Source organism: Stenotrophomonas maltophilia group sp. Smal13, from assembly GCF_030236855.1.
In the GTDB taxonomy this organism is placed as follows: Bacteria; Pseudomonadota; Gammaproteobacteria; order Xanthomonadales; family Xanthomonadaceae; genus Stenotrophomonas; species Stenotrophomonas maltophilia_A.
This window is the reverse complement of sequence record NZ_JASJSQ010000045.1, coordinates 27,974-40,071: the sequence shown is the minus strand read 5'-3', so window position 1 is coordinate 40,071 and position 12,098 is coordinate 27,974. Positions and strand designations below refer to the sequence as shown.

Genomic DNA, 12,098 nt, shown 5'->3' with positions numbered 1-12,098 from the left:
TCTCCTTTGGGAACCGTGGGGGAAACGGGGTGGGGCCTGGTACGGGGTTACCGTGCCCCGGCGCTGTTCAGCTGCCGGACGGCAACCACAGCAGCAGCGCGGCGCCCAGCGCGATTCGGTAAAGCGCGAACGCGGTGAACTTGTGCGATTTGATGTAGCCCATCAGCCACTTCACTACGACGAAGCCGGTGACGGCCGCGGCAAGGAAGGCCACGCCCACCTCGGTCCAGTTCTCGCTGCCCAGCTGTCCGGCCTTGGCCATTTCCAGGAAGGTGTAGGCGCTGGCGGCGAACATGGTGGGAATGCCAACCAGGAACACGAACTCGGCGGCGGCCGCGCGGCGGCTCAGGCCCAGCAGCATGGCCAGGAAGATCGCCGAGGCCGAACGCGAGGTGCCGGGGAACACGCCGGCCACCACCTGCGCCAGGCCGACGCCGATCGCCACGGTCCAGGTCACCTGGTCGCGGTCGGGCAGGCGCGCGGTGTAGGCCTCCACCAGCAGCATCCAGATGCCACCGATGATCAGTGCCCAGGCCACCGGGCTGACCGTCTCGGGCAGCGACCAGCCGGCTTTGCGCACCACCAGGCCGACCACCGCGGTGACCAGGAAGGCCGCGCCCAGCTTGAAAACGTACTCGCGGTTCTCGCGCTGCCCGAAACCGGTGGCCAACTGCAGCAGGCGCTGGCGGAACACCAGTACCACCGCCACGATCGCGCCGGCCTGGATGACGATGTTGAAGAAGTCCGAACGGGCACCCAGCCAGTGCTGGGCGATGAGCAGGTGGCCGGTGCTGGAGATCGGCAGGAACTCGGTCAAGCCTTCGAGGATGCCCAGCAACAGGGCGGAGAGCAGGTCGGACATGGACGGTGCGGGCACGCGCGGCAGGAAGGAAGAAGGTCGAGAGGATAGACGATCACTGCCGCACCAAACGGGTGCGTCCGCTGTCGGCTGCACCCATTTGGTGCGCACGGTTCTGCACCGCTGCGGAGCGGCCTTTTTGAAATCAATGACTTGCAGCCTGCGAAAAGTTGGCACGGTCGTTGCTGTACCTCAGCAGGCATTCATCCCCATCCGAGGTCGTACCGATGTCCGTGGAAAACGTTGAGAAGCTGATCAAGGACAACCAGATCGAGTTCGTCGACCTGCGCTTTGTCGACATGCGTGGTGTTGAGCAGCACGTGACCTTCCCGGTCAGCATCGTTGAGCCGTCGCTGTTCGAAGAAGGCAAGATGTTCGATGGCAGCTCGATCGCCGGCTGGAAGGGCATCGCCGAATCGGACATGGTGCTGCTGCCGGATACCGCCAGCGCCTACGTCGACCCGTTCTACGCCGATCCGACCATCGTGATCAGCTGCGACATCCTCGACCCGGCCACCATGCAGCCGTATGGCCGTTGCCCGCGCGGCATCGCCAAGCGCGCCGAGGCCTACCTGAAGTCCTCCGGCATCGCCGAAACCGCGTTCTTCGGCCCGGAGCCGGAATTCTTCATCTTCGATTCGGTCCGCTTCGCCAATGAAATGGGCCACACCTTCTTCCAGGTCGACTCGGAAGAAGCGGCGTGGAACAGCGGCGCCAAGTACGACGGCGCCAACAGCGGCTACCGTCCGGGCGTGAAGGGCGGTTACTTCCCGGTGCCGCCGACCGACACCCTGCACGACCTGCGCGCCGAGATGTGCAAGACCCTGGAACAGGTCGGCATCGAAGTGGAAGTGCAGCACCACGAAGTGGCCACCGCCGGCCAGTGCGAGATCGGCACCAAGTTCAGCACCCTGGTGCAGAAGGCCGATGAACTGCTGCGCATGAAGTACGTGATCAAGAACGTCGCGCACCGCAACGGCAAGACCGTCACCTTCATGCCCAAGCCGATCGTCGGCGACAACGGCAGCGGCATGCACGTGCACCAGTCGCTGTCCAAGGGCGGCACCAACCTGTTCTCCGGTGACGGCTACGGCGGCCTGAGCCAGCTGGCGCTGTGGTACATCGGCGGCATCTTCAAGCACGCCAAGGCCATCAACGCCTTCGCCAACTCGGGCACCAACAGCTACAAGCGCCTGGTGCCGGGCTACGAAGCACCGGTGATGCTGGCCTACTCGGCCCGCAACCGTTCGGCTTCGTGCCGCATTCCGTGGGTGTCCAACCCGAAGGCACGCCGCATCGAAATGCGCTTCCCGGATCCGATCCAGTCCGGCTACCTCACCTTCACCGCGCTGATGATGGCCGGCCTGGACGGCATCAAGAACCAGATCGACCCGGGCGCACCGAGCGACAAGGACCTGTACGACCTGCCGCCGGAAGAAGAGAAGCTGATCCCGCAGGTCTGCTCCTCGCTGGACCAGGCGCTGGAAGCGCTGGACAAGGACCGCGAGTTCCTGAAGGCCGGCGGCGTGATGAGCGATGACTTCATCGACGGCTACATCGCGCTGAAGATGCAGGAAGTGACCAAGTTCCGCGCGGCCACCCACCCGCTGGAATACCAGCTGTACTACGCCAGCTGACCGGTGGCGATGGCGGTGGGCTTCCCCCTCCCACCCGCCGCCATCGCTTCCGTCTTCGCGGCTGGGGAGCCGCAGGGCGGGCCCCGGTCCGCCGTGGTAGAGCGGACCCCGACCCGCCGTGGCAGAGCGGGCCGCTGGCCCGCCGTGGTAGAGCGGACTGTTGGTCCGCTGAAACAGGGGCAAGAGAGACCGGATACGCGACCAGGGCCGCCCTCCCTCCCGCGTCGGTCGTGCAAGGAGAGAGGCACGGCCGTCCCGGCCCTGTACGTGTCCGGTGCAACAGCCACGGCCATCACCCTGATGGCCGCTGGTTGCCTGATGCCAACGCGCGCTGGCGCGCTGGCCCCATCCACCCTCGGGACATGCGCATGAAACTGATCTCCGCCATCATCCGGCCGTTCAAGCTCGACGAGGTCCGCGAGGCCCTCTCCGACGCAGGCGTGTCGGGCATCACCGTGACCGAAGTGAAAGGCTTCGGCCGCCAGAAGGGCCACACCGAGCTGTATCGCGGCGCCGAGTACGTCGTCGACTTCCTGCCCAAGATCAAGATCGAAACCGTGGTCACCGACGAGCGTGCCGACGCGGTGATCGAAGCGATCCAGTCGTCGGCAGGCACCGGCAAGATCGGTGACGGCAAGATCTTCGTCACCGCCGTCGAACAGGTCATCCGCATCCGCACCGGCGAAATCGGTGCCGACGCGCTGTAACCCCTTTCCGGAGACTCCCCCATGAAGATGCGCCTTCTCACCGGGTGGCAAGCCCGGTTCCACTTCGTGTGCCTGTTGATGCTGCTCAGCGCGCTGGCCGCCGGTGCGTGGCCGGGCAGTGCCCACGCTCAGGCCCAGATCTCGCCGCTGCCGAGCGAAAGCGTGGCGGTCGAACCGCTGCAGGATCCGGTCGCTGCGGCCGCCGCACCGGCCGCGGCTGAAGCCGCCGCGACCTACGACCATGGCGACGTGGCCTGGATGCTGACGTCCACCCTGCTGGTGCTGCTGATGGTGGTGCCGGGCCTGGCGTTGTTCTATGGCGGCCTGGTGCGTTCGAAGAACGTGCTGTCGGTGCTCAGCCAGATCCTGGTGGTGTTCTCGCTGGTGCTGCTGCTGTGGGTGGCCTATGGCTACAGCGCGGTGTTCAGCGCCGGCAACCCGTTCTTCGGCTCGTTCACCGAATTCGCCTTCCTCAAGGGCTTCACTCCGGAGTCGGTCGGCAACACCCCGATCAAGGGCCTGCCGGACTACCTGTTCGTCGCCTTCCAGTCGACGTTTGCTGGCATCACCACCGCGCTGATCGTCGGCGCGTTCGCCGAGCGCATCAAGTTCCGTGCGGTGCTGCTGTTCTCGGCGCTGTGGTTCACCCTCAGCTACATCCCGATGGCGCACATCGTCTGGGGTGGCGGCTACCTGGGTGAGATGGGCGCGATCGATTTCGCCGGTGGCACCGTGGTCCACATCAACGCCGGTGTGGCCGGTCTGGTCGCCGCGTGGTTCGTCGGCAAGCGCCTGGGCTATGGCCAGACCGCGCTGAAGCCGCACAACGTGCCGTTCACGTATATCGGCGCGATGCTGCTGTGGGTCGGCTGGTTCGGCTTCAACGCGGGTTCCGCCGCTGCCGCCGATACCGTCGCCTCGCTGGCCTTCCTCAATACCGTGCTGGCCACGGCCGCTGCCGTACTCGGTTGGACGCTGGTGGAAGCGATCAGCAAGGGCAAGCCGTCGGCACTGGGCGCGGCCTCGGGCGCAGTGGCCGGCCTGGTCGGCATCACCCCGGCCTGCGGCACCGTCGGCCCGCTCGGCGCGATCATCATCGGTTTCGTCGCCGGCGTGGTCTGCGTGTGGGGTGTGACTGGTTTGAAGCGCCTGCTGAAGGTGGACGACACCGCCGACGTGTTCGGTGTGCATGGTGTCGGCGGCATCGTCGGCGCGATTCTCACCGGTGTGTTCAGCGCGCAGTCGCTGGGCGGCACCAAGGCCGATCTGGATATCGCCCATCAGGTCTGGGTGCAGGTGGTCAGCGTCGGCTTGACCGTGGTCTGGTCGGCGGTAGTGACCACGCTGATCCTGCTGGTGGTGCGCAGCGTGGTCGGCCTGCGCGTGACCGAGGAAGCAGAGCGCACCGGCCTGGATGTGACCTCGCACGGCGAGTCCGCGTACGAGGCCTGAAGTAGCGGCCGAGCTGCTGCATTGATGTTGTGGGTGCCGACCGTTGGTCGGCACTTCTACTGCTCTGGTAGGTGCCAAGCTTGCTTGGCACTGGGTCTGGGTCTGCTCTGGTGGGTGCCGACCACTTGGTCGGCACGGCAGCATGCATCATCGCGCCTGATCGCGCACAATCGGGCCATGCACCCGATCCGCACCGCCCTGATGCTCTCGGCCTGCCTGCTGCTGGCCGCCTGTGCCTCCGCGCCGCAGGAAACCCGCAACCCGCTCGCCACCTGGGTGCCGTCGCCGAACCAGAACGCGCGCACGCCCGTCATCATCGTCATCCATCACACCGAGCAGAAGTCAGTCCAGCAGAGCCTGCGTACGTTGCGCACGGCCAACAGCGGTGGACCGGTCAGCGCGCACTACCTGATCGGTGCCGATGGCCATCGCTATCAGTTGGTTGCCGATGAGCGCCGCGCCTGGCACGCCGGCGCCGGGCGTTGGGGCACCATCACCGATCTCAACTCCGCCTCGATCGGCATCGAGCTCGACAACGATGGCCGCAGCCCGTTCAGTGCGGCGCAGATCGAATCGCTGATCGTGCTACTGCGCGATCTCACCACCCGGTTGAACATCCCACCGCGCCAGGTGATCGGCCATGCCGACCTGGCGCCGACGCGCAAGCAGGACCCGAGCCGGTTCTTCCCGTGGCAGCAGCTGGCCGAGGCCGGTTTCGGCGTCTGGCCGCGCGCGGCCGACGGCGCGGCGCCGGAAGGCTTCGACGCGTGGAATGCGCTGGCCCGCTTCGGCTATCCGCTCGACAACCGGGACGCCACCGTCGCCGCCTTCCACCGCCGCTTCCGTGGCCGCGACGACCTGCCGAAGACGCTGGATGCCGAAGACGCCCGCATCCTGCATTCCCTGCTGCTGCAGACGCCCTGATCCGGCGCATGAACGCTTGACCCCGCGCTGGGTTGCCGCCCAGCGGCCGGCACTCCACCATGGCGACATGATCGATTCCGCCACCTTCTTCAAGCGCAGGCACTGCATCCTGCTGGCAGCGGCCGTGCTCGCCGGCTGCTCCACCACCGCTCCCCGCACCGGAACCGAAGTGCCGACGCCGGTCACGCCGCCCGCGGCCACCTATGCCAAGGCCGCATGGAGTGCACTGCCACCGGTCTCCGACAGCGATCTGCAGGCCGGCTTCGTTGCGTGGCGCAGCAGCTGCACGCGCCTGAAGAACGATGCGGTCTGGGCAAAACCCTGCGCCACCGCCGCGACGGTTTCGGACAAGGACCCGGCGGCGATCCGCCAGTTCCTGCAGCGCGATTTGGATATCTATGCACTGCGTGCCGGCGGCCACCAGGCCGACGGGCTCATTACCGGCTACTACGAGCCGATCTACCCCGGCAGTCTTACCCGTACCGACAAGGCGACGGTGCCGGTATACGGCACGCCGGATGATCTGATCGTGGTGCAGTTGGAGAGCGTCTACCCGGAGCTGAAGGGCAAGCGTCTGCGCGGGCGCGTCGAGGGCAAGGTGCTCAAGCCCTATGACGACGCCGGCACCATCGCGGCCAAGGGCGCCAAGGCGCCGGTACTGGCCTGGCTGACCGACCCGATGGACCTGCAGCTGCTGCAGATCCAGGGGTCGGGCCGGGTGCGCCTGCCCGATGGCACGCAGGTGCGGCTGGCCTATGCGGAACAGAACGGCCACCCCTACCGCGCGATCGGTCGCTGGCTGGTCGACCAGGGCCAGCTGAAGAAAGAAGACGTCACCATGGACGCGATCCGCGCCTGGGCCCGGGCCAATCCCGCGCGCGTGCCGGAACTGCTGCGCAGCAACCCCAGCTACGTGTTCTTCGTGCGCAACCCGGACAGCCCGGAAGGCCCACGTGGTTCACTGAACGTGCCGCTCACCGCCGGCTACAGCGTCGCAGTGGATCGCAGCGTGGTGCCGCTGGGCAGCCTGCTGTGGCTGTCCACCACGCGCCCGGACGGCACCCCGGTGGTGCGCCCGGTGGCCGCGCAGGACACCGGCGGCGCCATTGCCGGTGAAGTGCGCGCCGACCTGTACTGGGGCAGCGGCGATGCCGCCGGCAAGCTGGCCGGCGACATGAAGCAGAAGGGCAACATCTGGATGCTGTGGCCGAAGGGCGTGGCGTTGCCTGCGTCGGCCCGGTGAAGCACTCACCTGCGCGCTGCGAGGTCGGGCGATAATGGCGCCATTCCGAACTTTCCGACCGCGCCTGCGGCCAGGACCTCTGCAATGACCTACGCAAAGCACAACGCAAAACCCGGCGCGAAATCCGCCGCGAAGAAGTACTACAAGCACTGGGCCGAATCGGGCCTGGGCAAGGGCAACGTGCTGATGGAAGCCCGTGGCGAGAAGATCGTGCGCCAGGTGGAGATCTACGGCACCAAGATGGTCTGGGCCGACGAGCATGCCCACAGCGATGACCGCTTCCTGCTGGCCGACCAGCCGGTGTCGTTCCTGGATTTCGACGAAGACGACGAAATCTCCGCGCGCGAATTCGAAAGTGCCTGGAAGAAGGCCCGGGAAGCTACCGGCTACCCGGTGTAAGCCACTGCTCCACCCCGTTTTTGTAGAGTCGAGCCATGCTCGACTGCTGTTTGCCAGGAGCAGTCGAGCATGGCTCGACTCCACATGGCAGACGTGCGTAATGTTATATGATTACATTTCATCTGCGCCCGTCCACCCCCATGAAAACCTCCACGCTGGTGGCCGCCCTCGCGGCGGCTCCGTTCGCCCCTGAAGCACTCGCACAATCGGCCGACGCCGCACTCACCCTCGGCAGGGTGCAGGTACACCAGCACGGGGAGGGCCAGCTGAGCGCACACCAGGTGCTGACCTCGGTGGACGTGCTGGGCGCGGACCAGATCGAAGACCGAAACGTCTCGCACAGCTGGGAACTGCTCGGGCAGATGCCCGGCATCCAGCTCACCGAAACCCGGCAGGGTGCCGAATCGGGCAAGGTCAGCTTCCGCGCCTTCAACGGTGAGGGCTACCTCAATGCCATCAAGACGCTGATCGATGGCATCCCCAGCAACGTCAACAGCGGCAACCAGCGCTTCATCGACATGCTGTTCCCGCTGGAAATCAGCTACATCGAAGTAGTGCGCGGTACCAACGATCCGCGCTATGGCTTGCACAACATCGGCGGCAACGTGAACTTCGGCACGCGCCAGGGCGGCAGCTATACCGATGCGCGGCTGGCCTACGGCAGCTACAACACCCGTGATGCGCAGCTGGCGGTAGGCCGTGAAGCCAATGGCGTCGCACAGAACTATTTCGTCGGCACCCAGGCCAGCGATGGCTACCGCGACCACGACACCTCGAAGAAATATTCGCTGGGCGGCAAGTGGTTCTACGGCTCGCTGGACGAGGGCCTGCGCGTGGGCCTGACCGCGCGTGCATACCACCACGAAGCCGAAGAACCCGGCTTCATGACCGCCGACGAACTGCGCACGCATCGCCGCGGCAGCGACCTGCGCAACGGCAACGATGGCGATGACCGCGACATGCGCCAGATTGCCGCGCACCTGGATATGAAACTGTCCGAGAGGCTCACCTTCGGCACGCGGCTCTATTACAACCGCTACGAAGACGACCGCCGCGTGACCTTCAGCGACCTGCCCACCGGCAACCTGCCGCGCCAGCGCCGCGTGTGGGATGAGCGGCAGACCGGCCTGCTCAGCACGCTCACCTGGCAGGCCAGCCCCGCGCTTACCGTCGAGGGCGGCTTGAACTACGAGCAGCAGGACAACAGCTACCTCCGCGATCGCTACGCCTACGCCGAACCCACCGACTTCAGCCGTGCCCCGGCACGGGTGCAGAACAACGACCGCCACAGCTTCGACAATTGGGGCGCCTACGTGCAGGCCATCTACCAGCCCGTCGAGGCGTGGAAGATCGTGCCGGCCTACCGTGTGGACCGCTTCAGTGGCCGTACCCACCTGATGAACGGCCTCAGCGCTCGGCTGCAGGATTACGGCAGCATCGGCCAGCCCAAACTGAGCGTCATCCACAGCCTGGGCGAGAACACCCACGTCTACGCAAACTGGGGCCGCACTTTCCAGGTGCTCACTGGATCCACCGCGCCGGCTTACCTCGCCCCGGGCCAGGCGCCGATGCATCCGTCCACCAACACCGGCATGGAGCTGGGCCTGAAGTTCCAGCCGTTCGCGGGCAGCCAGGCACGTCTGGCGGTATGGCAGCAGGATGCGGAAAACGAGGTGTCCAACATGCCGGCCACCGGTACCACGGTCACCTTGGGCAAGACCCGCCGACGCGGCGTGGATGCGCAGTTGAGCCTGCAGCTGGGCGACGACTGGACGGTATGGGCGTCGCACGCCTACCAGGAAGCGAAGATCACCCGCGACGACCGCGACGCCAGCATTTCCCTGCAGGGCCGCGAAGTGGCCGCCACCCCGCGATACATCAGCAACCTGGGGGCGGATTACCGCGCCAGCGACGCGCTTCGCCTCGGCCTGCAGGCACGCGCGCAGGGCGACTACTACCTTGAGGAGCGCAATGTGGCCGGAAAGTTCGGTGGCTTTGCCGTGCTCGACCTCAGCGCGGCCTACCAGATCAACCCACGCTGGAGCGTGGACCTGCAGCTGAAGAACGTTACCGGACGCCAGTACGCCTACGCCTGGTACGACAGCTTCTTCTGGGACAGCGCTCGCCCGATGTTTTCGCCGGCCCCTGGCCGTAGCGTGTTCGTCGGCCTCAATATGAAACTGTGACCCGCTCACGTATCCGGTAGTGGGCGAGCTTGCTCGCCCTGCGGCAGTGGTCAGGGCCCTTTCCTGACGGAAAGGGATCCGACCCCGGACCCGCGTTTTGCACTACATTGGTGCAATGTCCGACCCCGCACCCCCACCGTCCCTCGATGCCCTGGGCACGCCGTTGGCCTGGGCCGGGGCCGATGGCTGCATTGCCGGCTGCAACCCGGCCTTCGCCCGCTGGCTGGGCGTCAGCGTCCGGCGCCTGCTGGGGCGGCCGCTGGCTGCACTGGAAGTGCAGGGCGAAGCCCTGGCCCATTTCCTGGCCCGCGATGAGCGCGACAGCCTGCGCCTGAACCGGTTGGCGCTGGCGGTGCCCGGCGAGGCCCCGCGCTTCGCCGAGGGCTGGATGAGCCGCCGCGACGATGGCGGCTGGCTGCTGGAGGCGCATCCGGTCGATGAATTCCCCGGGCTGGACCCGACCCAGGCCCTGCCCAGCGCGCTCAGTGCGGCGCTGAAGGGACTGGCCCACGAGTTGCGCAACCCACTGGCCGGGCTGAAGGGCGCGGCCCAGCTGCTGGCCCGCCGCGCGGCCCAGCGCGATGCCAGCGAACGTGAGCTGATCGAATTGATCGGGTCCGAGATCGAGCGCCTCAACGGCCTGCTCGACCAGCTGCTGTCGCCGGCCCCGGCCGCACCGCATGCCGAACTGAACATCCATGCCGCGCTGGAACGCGTGCTGCGCCTGGCCGAGAACGAGGCCGGCTGGGCGGTACGGCTGCAGCGCGACTACGACCCCAGCATTCCCGAATTCCACGGCGACGCCGACCGCCTCACCCAGGCAGTGTGGAACCTGGTGCGCAACGCGATCCAGGCCGGCGCCGGCAACATCACCCTGCGTACCCGCGTAGAACACGGTGTACGCATCGCCGAGCAGCTGCACACGCTGGCGCTGCGCCTGGAGATTGCCGACGACGGCCGTGGCGTGCCCGAGGAGCTGGCCGAGCATCTGTTCCTGCCGCTGGTCAGTGGTCGCGCCGAGGGTACCGGGCTGGGCCTGGCACTGGCGCAGCAGGTCGCGCGCGAACACCGCGGTACGCTGACCTACCGCTCGCGCCCGGGCCATACCGTGTTCACCCTGCTGCTGCCGATCGGCAACGGCGCCGCCCCGGCCGAGGAGGCCCCACGCGATGTCTGAGTCCTCTTCGTCCCCGCAGCGCATCTGGGTGGTCGATGACGATCGGGCCGTGCGTTTCGTGCTGTGCACCGCGCTGCGCGAGGCGGGCTACCAGGTCGTCGATTTCGACAGCGCCGCCCCCGCCCTGCAGGCGTTGAGCGAAGGCCCGCCGCCGGCGTTGCTGTTCACCGATGTGCGCATGCCGGGTGACGATGGCCTGGTGCTGTTGGACAAGCTCAAGGCCGCGCTTCCGCAGCTGCCGGTGGTGGTGATGTCGGCCTACACCGACGTGGCCAGCACGGCCGGTGCGTTCCGCGGTGGCGCGCATGAATTCCTGTCCAAGCCGTTCGATCTGGACGACGCCGTGGCGCTGGCGCAGCGTGTGCTGCCGGCCGTTGCACCGGCACTGGCGGCGCCCACACCTGCGGCGGAAGCGCATGGCGACCAGCCACCGCAACTGGTGGGCGATACCCCGCCGATGCGTGCGCTGTTCCGTGCCATCGGCCGCCTGGCGCAGGCGCCGCTGGCGGTGCTGATCACCGGCGAAACCGGCACCGGCAAGGAGCTGGTGGCCAATGCGCTGCATCGCGAATCGCCGCGCGCGCAGGGGCCGTTCGTCGCGCTCAATACTGCTGCAATCCCGTCCGAGCTGCTGGAAAGCGAGTTGTTCGGCCACGAAGCCGGCGCCTTCACCGGTGCCCAGCGCCGCCATACCGGTCGCTTCGAGCAGGCCAACGGCGGCACCCTGTTCCTGGATGAGATCGGCGACATGCCGTTGCCGCTGCAGACCCGCCTGCTGCGCGTGCTGGCACAGGGCGAGTTCTTCCGCGTCGGTGGCCGCGAGTTGATCCGCGTCGACGTGCGGGTGATTGCCGCCACCCACCAGGATCTGGAAGGACTGGTCGCGCAGGGGAAGTTCCGTGCCGATCTGCTGCATCGCCTGGACGTGGTGCGCCTGCAGCTGCCACCGCTGCGCGAGCGTCGCGAGGACATCGCACAACTGGCAAGTACGTTCCTGGGCGCCGCCGCACGCAAGCTGGATACCCCGCCGAAGCGCCTGACCGCTGCCGCACTGCAGGCGCTGCGCGAACACGACTGGCCGGGCAACGTGCGCGAACTGGAAAACGTGTGCTGGCGGATGGCGGCGCTGGCCGCCGCTGACACCATTGGCGTGGCCGACGTCGATACCGCGCTCAACCGTACGCGCGGTCGTCGCAGCAGCACCACCAACGCCGATCCGGGGCAGTGGGAGGCACTGCTGGCCGAATGGGCACGCCGTCAGCTGGCCGAAGGCGTGGAAGGGCTGCACGCGCAGGTGCGTGCGCGGGTCGACCATGCCCTGCTGGAGGCCGCGCTGCAGATCACCCATGGCCGCCGTGCCGAAGCCGCGGCCCGCCTGGGCCTTGGCCGCAATACCCTTACCCGCAAGCTGGGCGCCGGGCGCCGTCGCGGGGGCCATTGAACGGTCCCTGCACGCGATCCTCGCGCCCGCTTGCCGAACCGTTGATCGTTCATGGACGATGCCGTCCGTAGTG

The 12,098-nt window shown here is 67.2% G+C and carries 10 protein-coding genes; 9 read left to right on the top strand and 1 reads right to left on the bottom strand.

Annotated elements, in window-relative coordinates; translation table 11 throughout:
• Positions 1-67: 67 nt before the first annotated feature.
• Positions 68-862, bottom strand: a complete 795-nt coding sequence (locus QRO95_RS15350; RefSeq protein WP_012509682.1) for an undecaprenyl-diphosphate phosphatase — start codon at positions 860-862, stop codon at positions 68-70.
• 224 nt (positions 863-1,086) lie between these two features.
• On the opposite strand from QRO95_RS15350, the gene glnA reads away from it, so the two are divergent.
• The 9 genes from glnA (at position 1,087) to ntrC (ending at position 12,025) form a co-directional block, all read left to right on the top strand.
• Positions 1,087-2,496 (top strand): type I glutamate--ammonia ligase, encoded by a 1,410-nt coding sequence (gene glnA / locus QRO95_RS15345; protein WP_004153533.1) that lies wholly within the window; start codon positions 1,087-1,089, stop codon positions 2,494-2,496.
• A 368-nt stretch (positions 2,497-2,864) separates the two neighbouring features.
• Positions 2,865-3,203: a P-II family nitrogen regulator gene (locus QRO95_RS15340; protein ID WP_004134334.1), complete on the top strand. Its 339-nt coding sequence runs from the start codon at positions 2,865-2,867 to the stop codon at positions 3,201-3,203.
• Positions 3,204-3,224: 21 nt separating this feature from the next.
• Positions 3,225-4,655: an ammonium transporter gene (locus tag QRO95_RS15335; protein ID WP_071228817.1), complete on the top strand. Its 1,431-nt coding sequence runs from the start codon at positions 3,225-3,227 to the stop codon at positions 4,653-4,655.
• A gap of 177 nt (positions 4,656-4,832) precedes the next feature.
• Positions 4,833-5,579, top strand: coding sequence for an N-acetylmuramoyl-L-alanine amidase (locus QRO95_RS15330; protein ID WP_285302937.1), 747 nt, complete (start codon positions 4,833-4,835; stop codon positions 5,577-5,579).
• 67 nt (positions 5,580-5,646) lie between these two features.
• Positions 5,647-6,822, top strand: coding sequence for a murein transglycosylase A (locus QRO95_RS15325; protein WP_285302936.1), 1,176 nt, complete (start codon positions 5,647-5,649; stop codon positions 6,820-6,822).
• Positions 6,823-6,906: 84 nt separating this feature from the next.
• The gene (locus QRO95_RS15320) at positions 6,907-7,221 is read left to right on the top strand and encodes a hypothetical protein (protein ID WP_032130155.1); all 315 of its coding nucleotides are present in this window, start codon (positions 6,907-6,909) and stop codon (positions 7,219-7,221) included.
• Positions 7,222-7,361: 140 nt separating this feature from the next.
• Complete coding sequence (locus tag QRO95_RS15315) at positions 7,362-9,407, top strand: TonB-dependent receptor (protein WP_032130156.1); 2,046 nt, start codon at positions 7,362-7,364, stop codon at positions 9,405-9,407.
• A gap of 115 nt (positions 9,408-9,522) precedes the next feature.
• Positions 9,523-10,584: a nitrogen regulation protein NR(II) gene (locus tag QRO95_RS15310; RefSeq protein ID WP_132808743.1), complete on the top strand. Its 1,062-nt coding sequence runs from the start codon at positions 9,523-9,525 to the stop codon at positions 10,582-10,584.
• Positions 10,577-12,025 carry a nitrogen regulation protein NR(I) gene (gene ntrC / locus QRO95_RS15305; RefSeq protein WP_279913418.1) on the top strand — a complete coding sequence of 483 codons (1,449 nt, stop codon included), beginning with the start codon at positions 10,577-10,579 and terminating at the stop codon, positions 12,023-12,025. Before QRO95_RS15310 ends, ntrC begins: the two co-directional genes overlap by 8 nt.
• Positions 12,026-12,098 lie beyond the last annotated feature (73 nt).

Bases quoted from the DNA above. Each gene is read 5' to 3' on its own strand.
- QRO95_RS15350 (WP_012509682.1), bottom strand. From the start codon at position 862: ATGTCCGACCTGCTCTCCGCCCTGTTGCTGGGCATCCTCGAAGGCTTG.
- glnA (WP_004153533.1), top strand. From the start codon at position 1,087: ATGTCCGTGGAAAACGTTGAGAAGCTGATCAAGGACAACCAGATCGAG.
- QRO95_RS15340 (WP_004134334.1), top strand. From the start codon at position 2,865: ATGAAACTGATCTCCGCCATCATCCGGCCGTTCAAGCTCGACGAGGTC.
- QRO95_RS15335 (WP_071228817.1), top strand. From the start codon at position 3,225: ATGAAGATGCGCCTTCTCACCGGGTGGCAAGCCCGGTTCCACTTCGTG.
- QRO95_RS15330 (WP_285302937.1), top strand. From the start codon at position 4,833: ATGCACCCGATCCGCACCGCCCTGATGCTCTCGGCCTGCCTGCTGCTG.
- QRO95_RS15325 (WP_285302936.1), top strand. From the start codon at position 5,647: ATGATCGATTCCGCCACCTTCTTCAAGCGCAGGCACTGCATCCTGCTG.
- QRO95_RS15320 (WP_032130155.1), top strand. From the start codon at position 6,907: ATGACCTACGCAAAGCACAACGCAAAACCCGGCGCGAAATCCGCCGCG.
- QRO95_RS15315 (WP_032130156.1), top strand. From the start codon at position 7,362: ATGAAAACCTCCACGCTGGTGGCCGCCCTCGCGGCGGCTCCGTTCGCC.
- QRO95_RS15310 (WP_132808743.1), top strand. From the start codon at position 9,523: ATGTCCGACCCCGCACCCCCACCGTCCCTCGATGCCCTGGGCACGCCG.
- ntrC (WP_279913418.1), top strand. From the start codon at position 10,577: ATGTCTGAGTCCTCTTCGTCCCCGCAGCGCATCTGGGTGGTCGATGAC.